The 13,711-nt window shown below is 43.7% G+C and carries 12 protein-coding genes; 9 read left to right on the top strand and 3 right to left on the bottom strand.

Features of this window, described 5'->3' with window-relative positions:
- Window positions 1-15: 15 nt before the first annotated feature.
- Both BM358_RS08395 and BM358_RS08390 read left to right on the top strand, forming a co-directional pair.
- Window positions 16-438, top strand: coding sequence for a hypothetical protein (locus tag BM358_RS08395; RefSeq protein WP_023989366.1), 423 nt, complete (start codon window positions 16-18; stop codon window positions 436-438).
- A gap of 120 nt (window positions 439-558) precedes the next feature.
- Window positions 559-2,445: an Ig-like domain-containing protein gene (locus tag BM358_RS08390; protein ID WP_028540525.1), complete on the top strand. Its 1,887-nt coding sequence runs from the start codon at window positions 559-561 to the stop codon at window positions 2,443-2,445.
- 69 nt (window positions 2,446-2,514) lie between these two features.
- On the opposite strand, the gene BM358_RS08385 is transcribed toward BM358_RS08390, so the two are convergent.
- Both BM358_RS08385 and BM358_RS08380 read right to left on the bottom strand, forming a co-directional pair.
- Window positions 2,515-2,817, bottom strand: coding sequence for a hypothetical protein (locus tag BM358_RS08385; RefSeq protein WP_013310964.1), 303 nt, complete (start codon window positions 2,815-2,817; stop codon window positions 2,515-2,517).
- Between the two features lie 387 nt (window positions 2,818-3,204).
- Entirely contained in the window at window positions 3,205-3,399 is a 195-nt protein-coding gene (locus tag BM358_RS08380) for a hypothetical protein (protein WP_013310963.1), read from the bottom strand.
- A 140-nt stretch (window positions 3,400-3,539) separates the two neighbouring features.
- On the opposite strand from BM358_RS08380, the gene BM358_RS08375 reads away from it, so the two are divergent.
- Entirely contained in the window at window positions 3,540-3,977 is a 438-nt protein-coding gene (locus BM358_RS08375) for a NucA/NucB deoxyribonuclease domain-containing protein (RefSeq protein WP_023989364.1), read from the top strand.
- Window positions 3,978-3,982: 5 nt separating this feature from the next.
- Here BM358_RS08375 and BM358_RS26405 read toward each other — a convergent pair whose 3' ends face one another.
- Complete coding sequence (locus tag BM358_RS26405; protein WP_023989363.1) at window positions 3,983-4,135, bottom strand: hypothetical protein; 153 nt, start codon at window positions 4,133-4,135, stop codon at window positions 3,983-3,985.
- Between the two features lie 114 nt (window positions 4,136-4,249).
- On the opposite strand from BM358_RS26405, the gene BM358_RS08370 reads away from it, so the two are divergent.
- The 6 genes from BM358_RS08370 to BM358_RS08345 all read left to right on the top strand — a co-directional run bounded on the left by BM358_RS08370 (window position 4,250) and on the right by BM358_RS08345 (window position 13,646).
- A complete protein-coding gene (locus tag BM358_RS08370) occupies window positions 4,250-6,070 on the top strand; it encodes a sensor histidine kinase (RefSeq protein WP_028540526.1) in 1,821 nt (606 codons plus the stop codon).
- A complete protein-coding gene (locus tag BM358_RS08365; protein WP_028540527.1) occupies window positions 6,045-7,670 on the top strand; it encodes a response regulator transcription factor in 1,626 nt (541 codons plus the stop codon). The genes BM358_RS08370 and BM358_RS08365 overlap by 26 nt, the downstream gene beginning before the upstream one ends.
- A gap of 136 nt (window positions 7,671-7,806) precedes the next feature.
- Window positions 7,807-9,489, top strand: coding sequence for a type 2 periplasmic-binding domain-containing protein (locus BM358_RS08360; RefSeq protein ID WP_028540528.1), 1,683 nt, complete (start codon window positions 7,807-7,809; stop codon window positions 9,487-9,489).
- Between the two features lie 244 nt (window positions 9,490-9,733).
- On the top strand, window positions 9,734-10,624 hold the full coding sequence (locus BM358_RS08355; RefSeq protein WP_025718416.1) for an ABC transporter permease: 891 nt from the start codon (window positions 9,734-9,736) through the stop codon (window positions 10,622-10,624).
- A gap of 27 nt (window positions 10,625-10,651) precedes the next feature.
- Window positions 10,652-11,530, top strand: a complete 879-nt coding sequence (locus tag BM358_RS08350; protein WP_023989359.1) for a carbohydrate ABC transporter permease — start codon at window positions 10,652-10,654, stop codon at window positions 11,528-11,530.
- Window positions 11,531-11,558: 28 nt separating this feature from the next.
- On the top strand, window positions 11,559-13,646 hold the full coding sequence (locus BM358_RS08345; RefSeq protein WP_028540529.1) for a beta-galactosidase: 2,088 nt from the start codon (window positions 11,559-11,561) through the stop codon (window positions 13,644-13,646).
- Window positions 13,647-13,711 lie beyond the last annotated feature (65 nt).

Below are 13,711 nucleotides of genomic sequence, written 5' to 3'. Positions count from 1 at the left end.
ACTGGAGGTGAGGACATGCGTCAGTGGAAGGGACGTCAGGTCATTTTATATCACGGCAACAACGGTCATACCCAGAAGGTGCGCGGCACGCTTGAAAAATGGGATGATATACGAAAGTGTGTTATTTTAGGCCCGAAAATGCTGGCTATTCCTTTTGAAAATATTACGCATATTACCATGCTTCCTCCGGGGCGTGAACGTAGAAGCCGCCATCCGGCGAAGCTGAACGCTATCGGTTATGTAATGAGCGTTCCGTTACAGTTTGATAATGCCATTCATTTTCAGTCGGCGGTGACGATTTGGAGAGAGGATCAGCTGATTGCTTATAATGTAAAGCTGGTTAGCCACTCGGCACACGATGTAATTCTTGAAGATGGACAAACCTTATCTAAAGAAGAGCATTTGTTTGTAGTAAGGTCACTACGTGGAGAACTTTAACTGTAATTATTCACCTTTTTTTGATGAAGGGTTCAATTTAGTTAGCTGCTAACCGATAAAAGTAATGGGATTGTTAATTATATCCTATTTTATAGAGATGAAACTAAGGGAGAGAAACGAATGGAGCGTATGAAACGTATGAGCAAACGGAGTACCTTCTTACTTGCTTTGCTGATGTTTGTATTTGCAGCATGGCCAGCGGGTTTGATCCGGGCTGAGGAGAGCACGACTTCCACGGTACAGTGGGACAGTCAAAATCCGACTACATTGAATCTGGGTGGAAGCCCCGCTCAATTAAAAGTGTGGTCATTGACAGAAAAGGGCAAAGAAGATGTTACACAAAAAGCAGAATGGATCTCTGGGGATTCAAGCATTTTAAAGGTAGATAAGGGACTCATTACTCCTGTGTCAAAAGGGCAGATTAAGATTGTTGCCACATATGAGCAGCAAACGGTAAGTACAACGATTACAGTAAAATCGCCTTACAGCAAGCTGCAATTAAATCCGTCTAGTCCCATTAATTTGACGATTGGTGGAGAATCAAAGCAATTGACTGCTCAAGGTGTACTTACTGGAGGTGGGACGGAAAATGTATCCGGTGTCGAATGGACTTCTTCGAATGCGGCTGTTGCTACCGTTGAAGATGGTCTGGTTCGTCCACTTGCCAAAGGCGTGACTTACATTAAAGCAAGCAAAGATGAACTCAAAGCACAAACGATTGTGTATGTGCGTTCTTCTTCTCAGGCATTAGTATTGAATGCAACTGGGTCCAAATCGGTCTTTCTGGGTAGCTCCCCAATTCAGGTTAGTGCAACCGATGTCAACCTGACTGGCGGCAAGACAGATGTGACCAACACGGCAGAATGGACTTCCTCCAATCCGTTGGTTGCCACAGTCGAGCAAGGTAAAATCACACCGATGGATGCAGGCAATTCGACGATTACAGCGTCCTATCACGGTTTGAGCAAGACTCTGAAGATTAATGTACTTCCGACGGTTGAAAAACTGGTTTCAAGCAAAGCCAGTCTGACTCTCGAAACAGGAGGCAAAACTTCTCTTCCGAGTATATCTGCTTATTTGGTCAATGGGGCTAAAAAAGCAGTTCAATCCGATGTAAAATGGAGCTTAAGCAGTGAAAGTGCAGTTAAAATAGCAAATGGTAAGCTGATTGCAGTGAACCCAGGCAGTGCAACATTGACAGCAACGGTAGGTGCACTCAAACTGGATATTCCAGTGACTGTGCAATACAAAGTGCTCAAGCTGACCGCTTCTGAGAAAAAATATGTATTGGTTGCAGGCCAAGAAGCAAGTATTCCGACAGTAAAAGCACACATGGCTGGTGGCGGAATCCTGGATGTTACCAATCAGGTAAGCTGGGTAGGTACAACAGCCGCAGTTACAGTAGCAAATGGTAAAGTAAAAGCGGTAAATGGCGGTAACTCTGGAATCAAGGCTATGTATATGAACAAATATGTGAAAGTACCTGTCATTGTGGAAGGAGCCATTTCTACATTGACACCAAGCTTTTCGAGTGCTGATATGAATTTGAAAGGAAGTAAGTCCATCAAAGTCATCGGCATATATACGGATGGTAAAAAAGCTACGCTGAGCAGTAAAGTGAAATGGACATCATCGAATGCTTCCGTAGCGATCGTAAAAGGCTCTTCCATTAAAGCCGTTGGAATTGGAACAGCAACAATTACGGGCACATATCAGGATAAGTCGTTTAACGTTGAGATCAAGGTCACACCTAAGCTGCTCAAACTGGTATTGAGCAATAAAAACCTGAAGCTGCCTAAAGGCTCCTCTCAAGTGCTTAGTGTGAATGCAGTTTATGATTCAGGCGCTACTACCAATGTGACAAGCTCAGCGGTATGGACATCTTCCAAACCGTCGATCGTACAAGTTACTGGCGGTCAGGTGAAGGCGATTGATACCGGAAGTTCCAGTATCAAAGTAGTCTATGGTGGTAAGACTGTAGCGACATCGGCCAGAGTGTTAAAATAGTCTACGTATATTGCCACATCCACTTATACAAAATAACCCCCGGTCCAAAGACCGGGGGTTATTTTCAGCTTATTCTACGCCGTCCTGATAATGATTTTTCCAGTGCTTATCGCCTTTGTGTGCGAAGTCTTCAACTGTCTTTTCCAAAGTAGCTACCAGTTGGGCTTTAATCTCAGAAATTGTGTCTCGGAACAGTCTTTCTTCCGTACCATTGATTTTTTCACCATATAGAGCCTGAGCGGCTATAAATTGACGATGTTGCTCCACAAAACTGTCAATCGAATGCAATGCATGCTCCACGTATTGGGAAATGCTATGATGCTCGTTAGGCAGTTGCAATTTTAATTCATGAACTCTGTTTAATAATGCCATGATGATCACCTCGTGCGTTTTGTTATGTCAATAATTATACATCATTTTCGGAAAACTTTCATTAAATTTTGATTAAAATGTGACTTTTATTATGTCATGATTGCATTTTCACTGGTGATCAGGCCTAATTTTCGGAATTATTTCATTCTTTCCTTTGTGTCGTGATTTTAAAATTTAATATATATGACACGAAGATGATATAAGAGCAAGCTGCGACAGCTGTCTTTCTGACATGTTATAATGGGGGAAAAGCCCAGTAGGAAAGGTTGTCAGTATGGTATGAAGCTTTTTAAAGGTTTATTTTGGGGGATTCTGATCAGTCTTCTCCTGTGGTGTGCCTTGTTTGGGCTTGTCCGCTGGATGTCTCATTAAGTCGCTTCCTGTATCTTATACAATAACTCTTGCGACTGTATCCACGTCATTAACGGAAATCGTATATACGTGTTCGTCATCATAGAGCTTGAATTGCTGAGTTTCTTGGTCAGATAGGAGCTTAGGCCAGCCAATTACGGTACTTCCATTCAGTAATCGGATTACAACGGCTTGCATTTGGCTCACGGCCAGTTTGATCTCATCGTTCATTCGTACAACCTCCTCTCTATACTATTTGTCGTCGAATATTCAACCTTTTTTTATAGTCAGTAAGGGGTTACAAAAAATAAAATCCAGGGATTACCTTAGTTGAAGGCATCTACTGGAATAGCTTGAAGGGAAGAGGGAAATTGAAGAAAAAGTTGCTAAGTTTTATAGCTTTAGTGCTGCTAGCTTTGGGCGCGTACTGGTTTGAAGGAGGCAATCTTCTTACAAAAATGACAGGAGAGAACCCGCCTTCATCGGCTCAGGTTACGCTGCAATTCCCGTCAGGTCGCTACCCTGAAACGGCGCAGCATATTAAGGAAGCCATTCAGGCGGGAAAATCACCGGTATGCACAATTGACCGTGAAGGAGCCGAGCAAAATCGCAAGCATTCGCTTGCAGGTGTTCCCACTCGTAAAGGATACGATCGTGACGAATGGCCGATGGCTATGTGCTCAGAAGGTGGCAAAGGTGCAAATATCAAATACATAGCCCCTAAGGATAATCGTGGGGCAGGATCATGGGTCAGTCACCAATTGGATGAGTATGAGGATGGAACTCGTGTGAAATTTGTTGTGAAATAGTGCTATTACTTTTTATTACCTTGGGCTGTTTCCTGTCTGGCCTTAATCAACGCCAGAAAATCAAAAAAATCACCTAGTGTATTGAAGCCGGCACCTAAAATGGCCAAGTCTTCAGCGGATAGTTGGTTAAACCATTCCATTTGCTTAGCATCAAACATATTATCACCGCCAACCATTGATAATGTATAGTATGTACTGACGGCAACGAAGGTCAGGGCTCTGGCATACCATTTAAGTATGCTTGTTTTTTGTGCAGAGGATGTGTAGAACTCATGTTTAAATTTAATTTTTATACTAAAATCGTCTCCATCGTTATCGTATTGCTTATACCTATGCTGATCCTGTATGTCTATTCTAATCAGACAACGACAGGTGTATTACGTGAGGAGCTGAATCAATCTAATTATAATCAGCTGACTTTTTTTCAAAACCAGGTGAATACGAATATTGAAATGATCTCCTCTTGGCCGCATCTGCTGATTCATGATCCCGATGTAGCCAGTTTTCAAGCGATTTTTTTGAAGGACAAGGTTCTCAATCTGGATGGAATTAACCTTGTCAAACGGATCCAAACCAAGCTTGGGCTTCAGGAAAGCTCTTCTAATTGGAGAACCGGGCTGAGTATCTATTCTCCTTCGCTTGGACGGGTTGTATCGGAGAATGGAGCAGGTTTATATGACCAGAAAAAACTAAATCAGCTGATAAAAGACGGCTGGCAGGTATCCAAAAAAAGATCATACGGGAAGGACCAATTTATATTTTCATTGTATACATTATCCCCGTTTTCTTCACTTGGTAATCCAGAAACCGCTAACACGATTATTAAGGTTGAATTTGACAGCAGTAATATTCAGGACATGCTTGACCGTTTCAAAGGTGATGGTCGAAAGGAGCCTTTTTATTATAAGAAAGGCGTAGGAGTGATCTTTAATCGTACTGCAAATGAAGAGCTGTCTGGAAAGCTGATTTCTAAATTGGAAAAAATGGGACTCCATGAGGTTGATAATCTGACCGTGAAAATTGGAGAAGAAAGCTACCTGGTACATGCCGTTCTTTCGCAAACGACTGGTTGGTATTTGATTGATTACATGCCTTTGTCCGATATGATGTCTCCAATTTACTCATCGAATCGACTGTTTTATATAACTGTTGTTGGCTCGCTGCTGGTAGGCTTGATTGGCGCTTACTTGCTTCATTCACAGGTACAAGTGCCGATTCTTCAGCTTGTGCGGGCATTTCGGAGACTAAAGGATGGGGACTATGCTGTTCGATTAAGTCTAAGGGGGAGTCACGAGTTTGCTTTCCTGTCTAGTCAATTTAATCTGATGGTCGAACAGATTCAGGAGCTGTTTGAGAAGGTGTATGTTGAGCAGCTACATGTCAAGGAAGCGCGACTAAAGCAGCTCCAGTCACAAATCAATCCGCATTTTTTTTATAATTGTTTTTCGTTTATTACAAGTATGGCAAAGCTGCGCAATCATGAGGCGGTTGTAGCCATGGCTCATAATTTATCCAGGTATTATCGGTATACGACAAGACAGGAGCGGGATTTGGTTCCATTGTCAGAGGAAGTCGAGTTTGTTCAATATTATTTGAACATACAGCAGATGCGTATGCCAAGGCTAACGTTTTTAATTCATGTTTCTTCACAAGCCAGCAATCTACGGATTCCGCCGCTTGTAGTGCAGCCACTGGTGGAAAATGCGGTGCTGCACGGGATAGAGCCTCAAGCGGAGGATGGTATAATTCATATTTTAACCGAGCGTGTTGGCTCGTATATGTACCTGATTGTGGATGATAACGGACTCGGTTTGAGTAGAGAGGCTATAACTGCCCTGACATCAACGCTTGACAAGCCTGTGGAAGAGGATTATGGATACGGTTTGTGGAATGTGCATCAACGCATGCGATTACATTTTGGGGAAGATGCAGGACTGGAATTCTCTTTGTCTCCATTGGGAGGATTGCGTGCAGTTCTAAAATGGTCGATCTCAACAGAAGCAGAGCATGCGAATGGTTTAATTGAGCCTTCGCCGAATTCGAATATAGTTAAAACGGAGGGACCAGATGGTTCAGATATTACTAGTAGATGATGAAAGTTATGTAACAGAAAGTCTGGCAGCTACCATTCCGTGGGAGACGCTAGGCATCGAGAGGGTTCATCAAGCGGCTTCCGCATTAGCAGCGGTGGATGTGCTGGAAGCGTACGATATTGATATTCTGGTTACGGATATTCGTATGCCTGGCATGACGGGACTGGAGTTGATTGTTGAGGTAAACGAACGATGGCCACATATCCGAAGTTTGTTACTGACAGGCTATGCCGATTTTGAATATGCTAAAAAAGCGCTCCAGCTTAAGGCTTTTGATTACATTTTAAAGCCGGTGGATGATGAAGAGTTTATCAAATGTGTGTCAGCTGCCATGGATTCGCTAAAGGAAGAATGGGAAGCATTTGACAAGGTCCATCAATTACAATATAGCCGCAGAAACGATTTTGGTGTACTGCGGACCCATTTGATGCATGATTTGCTACTCGGGCGTGATTTGCCAGTACCAAAAATAGAGAGCAAAATGTCCGAGTACGAAATCAAGCTACGCACGGGACATCCTGCCAGTATGCTGCTTATTCAGCTAGGGAAGCATTTTTCTGATATGGACTATCATTCAGTGTCCTTAATTGAGTATGCGATTGGAAATATTGCCGAAGAAGTGTTCGCACCTGATTTTCACGTTTGGCATTGCAAAGCGCCGCATGATTGCTTAATTGTATTAATAGAAGGGAATTGGAATTCATTTCCTGAACGGAGTTCGGATGAGCAGAATCGTTTTTTGAGTGCGGCGATTGAGACCTTTCGAAAAAATGTGAGCAATTACTTGAAAGGGGAAATTTACGTTGCATTAACCGGATGGTTTAAGTTTCCAGAGGAACTGCCTAAGCTATATCAGACAGCAATTAGATCCTTATACTGGAACCATCAGGAGGAGACGGATACACTGCTATTCATAGAAGAACAGACAGAACAGCCACACAGCTCAGTTAAGTCACTGGAGGGGCTTTATATGCACCCTACGCTTACTCATCTGCTAGAGTCCAGGCAATGGGAAGAGGCCGAAGCGAAAGTGAGCCGTGTATTTGGAAAAATGGAAGAGGTGGGATACACACGCGAGCATTTATATGAGCTGTTTATTTCGGTGACGAGCGCCTTTATGTATACAGCGCACAAACAAGGACGTTTCATTACACAGATGGATCAAGTAGGCTTCGATCCGTTACATGCGCAGAAAATGGTTCATTCGTTCCCTCACCTCAAAGAGTGGATACTTTCCATGATGAACAAACTTAAATCTGAATGGTCCGCAAGCGAGCAAAGCGCTAAAAGCTATGTGGTCAAGCAGGTTCAAGAGCTCATCTCCCAGGATAAAGGTCAGGAGCTGTCTGTTAAGACGATTGCCGATCAGGTTTATCTTCATCCAGTCTATCTGTCTAAAATTTATAAAGCTGAAACCGGAGAAGGTTTGGGTGACTATATTATCCGAATGAGAATGGAGCGGGCTCTTTATTTACTTAAATATTCCAACAAAAAAATATACGAAATTACGACGGAACTGGGCTATCAGAATCCCCAATATTTCAGTAAGATGTTCAAAAAGCATTACGGAATGACTCCGCATGAATTTCGGGACCAGTAAAGATGGGACCAGTAAGGACGAAACCAGCAAAGATCAGTTGGGAAAGGTGCAGAAATATTTATTTTGTGACATAGGCTGCGAAGAAAAGCCCTCTTATAATAAAAGAGTAGAAAATGATTTTTAGAGGGGGAACAATATGCGAGTTCATTCGAAAAAAAAGTTGTTGTCGTTGCTCGCCGCAACTATGGTATTAGGAGTTGGCCTTGTGGGCTGCTCAGGAGCAGGAAATGGTGGGAATGCGGACAGCACAGCTAAAACTGAAAACGTATACAAAGAAAAATACAATCCAGAAGTCACAATTTCCACGGTATGGGGTGTAGATCCCGCCTTAAAATTTAAAAATGGTGAATCTATCGAAAATAACATTGCGACAAAATGGGCTAAAGAGAAATTCGGTATTAATATCAAATCACTCTGGTCCGTCACAGATACGAATGGCGCATTTGCTACGAAGCTGCGATTGGCTATGTCCTCCGGTCAGGAGATGCCGGACGTGGTTGTATTGGGGACGGAGAATGAGCAACTGGCACAGGACATGATCGATTCCGGTATGTTTGCAGAGGCTGGTCCGTTGTTTGACAAGTACGCTTCGGATTCCTGGAAGCAGGCGATGAATCAGGATACAAACGTATGGAATCAGTATAGCCGAGATGGCAAAAAAATGGGTATTCCTGTGCTTGATTTCGCTTATAACCATGATTATGTATTGTGGGTACGACAAGATTGGTTGGATAAGCTGGGTATGAAGGCTCCTGAGACGATGGATGACCTGGAAAAAGTGATGGACGCCTTTAAAAATAAAAATCCGGACGGACTGGCTCCGAACAAAGTGATTCCGCTCAGCATCGGTTTCAAAACATCCATGAACACTTGGATGGGTGACCCGTCCTGGATTTTCGGGGCATATGGCACACTACCTCAGCAGTGGAACAAAGGCACGAATGGCAGTTTGGAATATGGCTCCGTGCAGCCTGGTATGAAGCCGGGTTTGCAAAAGCTGAGCGAGTGGCTCAAAAAGGGATATATTCCTCAGGAAGCAGCATTGTGGGATGAAAATAAAACGTCAGAACCTACAGTCGCAGGAACAGCCGGTATGATTCCTGGACCATATTGGATGAGCGGCTGGCCGCTTCAGGATACAGTCAAAAATGCGCCGGGTGCCGTGTGGAAGCCGATCAAGATTCCAGCGGGTCCTGACAACAAAGCCATGCGCCACGGAACGCAATATACCAATGGTGTTGTACTAATCAACAAACAAATGCAGCATCCTGAAGCTTTTTTCACTTATCAAAATTATTTGTTTGACCATTATGCTAATGCTAAACCGGACGGTGATTTGTCGAATGGGCTGTTTAAGGGCTACGATTATGATTTGGATGCGGGCGGAAAGCTAATGTCTATCGATAAAATACCAGGCGGTTATGTAAACTCTTTTCGTTATTTGCTGGTTCGTGATGGCGCGCGTATACCTGATGCCCAAATGAAGGCTTTGTTAAGTTTGGCTAACGGCGCAGAACCGAAGACCCGTCTGGAGAAAGATGTAATGGTGAATTACGGGAAAGATACTCCTGCAGCTGCCAAAGTGCTTATGGAACAGAAGGATATCTCCATGAAAGATCAGTTCACGGGCCCTACTACGCCAACCATGAAGGCTAAAAAGGACTATCTGGATAAGATTGAAAGTCAGACCTTCAATGAAATTATTTATGGCAAGCAGCCGATCTCTGCTTTTGATACCTTTGTACAGACGTGGAAAACAGCTGGTGGCGAACAAATTACAAATGAAGTAAACGAATGGTATAAAAGCGTCGAAAAGTAAAATCATGATGTTGTAATAGTTAGGAGGGCTGTCCCAAGGTGGACAGCCTTTTTACTACAGCTTTATCAGGATTGAGTAGAAATGAATGCGCTATTATGATGTGTGTGAAAAAAAATTTTCATTCGTTTGGCGAACTTAAAAAATGATTGCTTTTGTGCCATGTATGTTGGTTTTTTGAACTGTTGGGACAGCGAAAACGCTTTTATAATTGAAGTATACCATGAGAGTTACAGGAGGAACTGCAATGAGAAGTCTGCAACGTACGTGGCCATTTCATATCATGCTGCTGCCAGCCATCATTTTCTTAATTGTATTCAGCTACATTCCGATGGGCGGCATCGTGATGGCCTTTCAAAATTACAAACCTTGGCTAGGCATAACTGGTTCCGAGTGGGTTGGACTGGATAACTTCCGCTTTTTGTTTCAACGGGAGGACAGTCTTCAAGTCGTCTGGAATACACTAATTATTGCTGTGTTAAAGATGTTTTTCAATCTGGTGGTTCCGTTTGTTTTTGCTATACTGCTGAATGAAATTCGCAAGGTCGGCCTTCAGCGATCCATTCAGACACTGGTTTATCTGCCGCACTTTCTTTCGTGGGTAATCTTGGGCGGAATTCTGATTGACCTGTTGGCTACAGATGGATTTATGAATCGTATTCTCGGTAGTTTCGGGATCCAGCCTATCTTTTTTCTGGGAGAAAATAACTGGTTTCGGTTTACTGTCATTGTATCGGATATATGGAAGGAGTTCGGATACAACACCATCGTATTTCTTGCTGCACTGGCGGGTATTAATCCTTCGTTGTATGAGGCTTCTGAAATGGATGGAGCGAGCCGCTGGAGACAGACGCTGCACATCACTGTACCTTCGTTAATTCCGATGGTAGTCGTTGTTGGAACGCTTGCACTTGGCAATGTACTGAATGCCGGTTTTGACCAGATTTTCAACCTTTATAATCCGCTGGTTTACCAAAAAGGCGATATTATTGATACATTCGTCTACCGGACAGCGTTAATCAATGGGGAAATGGGCTTTGCCACCGCAATCGGCTTGTTCAAATCCGTTATCAGTATGATTCTCATTCTGATATCTTATCGACTTGCTTACAAATGGGCAGGTTACCGCATATTTTGATTCCACGAGGCTGAAAGAGGGAGAGTCATGTATCATAAAACAACGCCATACCGCATCTTCAATGTGTTTAACATTTGCTTGCTTGTGATTTTGTCCATCATGTGTATCGTTCCGCTGATTCATGTGTTGGCGGTATCATTTAGTGCTAAATCAGCAGCAGATGCCAATCTGGTTGGGCTGTGGCCGGTGCAATTTTCATTAGAAGCCTATAAGAAGACGATGAATAACCCGATTTTTCTGCACTCTATCTGGATTTCTGTCTGTCGGACTGTATTGGGAACCGGCTTAACATTGCTTATTACCTTTTTAGCTGCTTATCCACTTTCAAAGGAAACATCTGTGTTCCGTAGCAGAAACGTATATTCATGGTTGTTCGTATTCAGCATGATTTTTAACGGTGGTCTGGTTCCATTCTATATGGTTATTCAAAAGATCCATCTTATGGACAGCTTCTGGGTACTTGTTTTGCCAGGAGCGGTCAACACATTTCTGGTCATCCTTATGTTGAACTTTTTTAGAGGAATTCCTAAAGAGATGGAAGAGGCCGCATTGATCGACGGAGCAGGACATTTTCGGACATTGTTTAGTATCTTTTTACCGATATCCCTGCCTTCCATTGCCACGATTGCGCTGTTTAGTATGGTATTTCATTGGAACTCCTGGTTTGACGGTCTGCTCTATTTGAGCAATGCAAAGGACTATCCGCTGGCGACGTTCCTGCAAACTGTAATTATTCAGAAGGACATGAGTTCCATGAGTATGAGTCCCAAAGAGATGGAATTACTTTCTCAAACGACGGTTAATGCTGCGCAAATTTTCATTGGTGCAGCGCCTATTCTCATTGTATATCCATTTTTACAAAAGTATTTTGTTAAAGGTATGACGCTAGGTTCCGTCAAAGAGTAACAGAATTCATAGAAGGAGATGATTTGTAGTGACGAATCAAAACATAATCAAGTACCCTCCCATTAGTGAGCGAGTTCCACGTATGCTGCATGGCGCGGACTATAACCCGGAGCAATGGCAGCATTACCCTGACGTGTTAGCGGAGGATATCCGTCTAATGAAACTAGCCAAATGCAACGTGATGTCTGTCGGTATTTTCTCATGGGTTTCATTGGAGCCTGAGGAAGGTGTATTTACGTTTGAGTGGCTGGATCGTATTCTGGATTCGTTTGCTGAGAACGGAATCTATGCTTTTTTGGCCACTCCTAGTGGAGCAAGACCAGCCTGGATGTCACAAAAATATCCTGAGGTGCTGCGTGTGGAGGCTAACCGTGTCCGTAACCTGCACGGGTTTCGCCATAATCACTGTTCTACATCGCCTGTTTACCGGGAAAAAGTACGTATCATGAATACGAAGCTGGCCGAGCGTTATGCTAACCATCCTGCTGTGATTGGCTGGCATATTTCCAATGAATTTGGTGGAGATTGCCACTGTGATTATTGTCAGGAGGCATTTCGCGCTTGGGTCGAGGATAAATACGGTACGCTGGACAAGCTTAATCACGCATGGTGGACGACCTTTTGGAGTCATACGATTACGGATTGGAGCCAAGTTGAGTCCCCGGCACCTCACGGTGAAACACAGGTCCATGCCCTGAATTTGGACTGGAGACGGTTTGTGACCGATCAGACCGCAGATTTTATCAAACATGAGATTGTGCCGCTCAAGGCTGCAAATCCAGCAATTCCGGTCACAACCAATTTAATGGAGTTTTTTGAAGGGTTGAATTACTGGAAGTTTGCTGATCTGCTCGATGTTATATCCTGGGATAGTTACCCAACGTGGCATGACCGTGAGGGAGATGATAGCCGTCAGGCTGCTAAAGTGGCCATGATGCACGATATTATTCGTTCAATCAAGGGAGGCAAGCCTTGGATGCTCATGGAGAGTACGCCGAGTTTGACGAACTGGCAAGACGTAAGCAAGCTGAAGCGACCAGGAATGCATCTGCTATCGTCTTTACAGGCTGTGGCACACGGGTCAGACACCGTTCAATATTTTCAGTGGCGGAAAAGCCGCGGTTCGAGTGAAAAGCTGCATGGTGCGGTTGTCGATCATGTCGGACATGAGCACACTCGTGTATTTGGAGATGTGACAGAGGTCGGTAATGCGCTGGAAAAACTGGAGGAGGTTATCGGTACATCGGTACCGGCGGAGGCCGCAGTCATTTTTGACTGGGAGAACCGTTGGGGAATCAACGATTCACAGGGACCACGCAACAAGGGTGTGAAATATGAGGAGACAGCTGAAGCGCATTATTTGGCACTTTGGGAGCAGGGAGTGCCCGTAGATGTCATTCATATGGATGCAGATTTCTCCAAATACAAACTTTTGGTAGCTCCGATGTTGTATATGGTCCGCAGCGGTGTGGGGGAGCGTATACAGAAGTTTGTTGAAAACGGTGGCGTTTTCGTAGCAACCTATTGGTCTGGTATTGTAGATGAACATGATTTGTGCTTCCTTGGAGGCTTTCCGGGCCCGCTTCGTAAGACGCTGGGGATCTGGTCGGAAGAGATTGACGGATTGCATGATCATGACCGTAATCACATTTTGCCGGTTGAAGGCAATGAGCTGGATCTGCAAGGGGAGTATGAAGCTGTAGAATTGTGTGATCTCATTCATACGGAGGGTGCAGAGGTACTGGCTGTGTACGGCTCAGACTTTTATGCAGGACGCCCGGCTTTGACGGTGAACCGTTTGGGAGAGGGAAAGGCTTATTACATCGCATCACGCAACACCGGACTGTTCCACAGTCATTTTTACAGAAGTTTAATTGATGATGCAGGAATTAGTAAAGCGCTCAATGTGAAGTTGCCTCATGGAGTGAATACGGCGATTCGTACCGATGGGGTTCATGATTATATTTTTATACTAAATTTCACGCATGAGCCGCAAAAGATTACGTTGGATGGACGAACTTATGCGGATATGCTTGAAAATTATGCGATAGAAGACGGTAGCGTTCAATTGGATGCCTACACTGTTAAGGTTTTAAAGACAGAGCGTAATAAATAGAACATGATATTAAAGTGTGATCTCTGTCATTTTCCCGAGTGAGGGAATTGGTAGATTGGTCAGAG

Source organism: Paenibacillus sp. cl130 (assembly GCF_900116035.1).
GTDB lineage: Bacteria > Bacillota > Bacilli > Paenibacillales > Paenibacillaceae > Paenibacillus > Paenibacillus polymyxa_B.
The sequence above is the reverse complement of the archived record's forward strand: the minus strand, read 5'-3'. Positions and strand labels throughout refer to the sequence as shown.

What these genes read in the sequence shown, in the direction of transcription:
- BM358_RS08395 (WP_023989366.1), top strand. Translation starts at nt 16, where the DNA reads ATGCGTCAGTGGAAGGGACGTCAGGTCATTTTATATCACGGCAACAAC.
- BM358_RS08390 (WP_028540525.1), top strand. Translation starts at nt 559, where the DNA reads ATGGAGCGTATGAAACGTATGAGCAAACGGAGTACCTTCTTACTTGCT.
- BM358_RS08385 (WP_013310964.1), bottom strand. Translation starts at nt 2,817, where the DNA reads ATGGCATTATTAAACAGAGTTCATGAATTAAAATTGCAACTGCCTAAC.
- BM358_RS08380 (WP_013310963.1), bottom strand. Translation starts at nt 3,399, where the DNA reads ATGAACGATGAGATCAAACTGGCCGTGAGCCAAATGCAAGCCGTTGTA.
- BM358_RS26405 (WP_023989363.1), bottom strand. Translation starts at nt 4,135, where the DNA reads ATGTTTGATGCTAAGCAAATGGAATGGTTTAACCAACTATCCGCTGAA.
- BM358_RS08370 (WP_028540526.1), top strand. Translation starts at nt 4,250, where the DNA reads ATGTTTAAATTTAATTTTTATACTAAAATCGTCTCCATCGTTATCGTA.
- BM358_RS08365 (WP_028540527.1), top strand. Translation starts at nt 6,045, where the DNA reads ATGGTTCAGATATTACTAGTAGATGATGAAAGTTATGTAACAGAAAGT.
- BM358_RS08360 (WP_028540528.1), top strand. Translation starts at nt 7,807, where the DNA reads ATGCGAGTTCATTCGAAAAAAAAGTTGTTGTCGTTGCTCGCCGCAACT.
- BM358_RS08355 (WP_025718416.1), top strand. Translation starts at nt 9,734, where the DNA reads ATGAGAAGTCTGCAACGTACGTGGCCATTTCATATCATGCTGCTGCCA.
- BM358_RS08350 (WP_023989359.1), top strand. Translation starts at nt 10,652, where the DNA reads ATGTATCATAAAACAACGCCATACCGCATCTTCAATGTGTTTAACATT.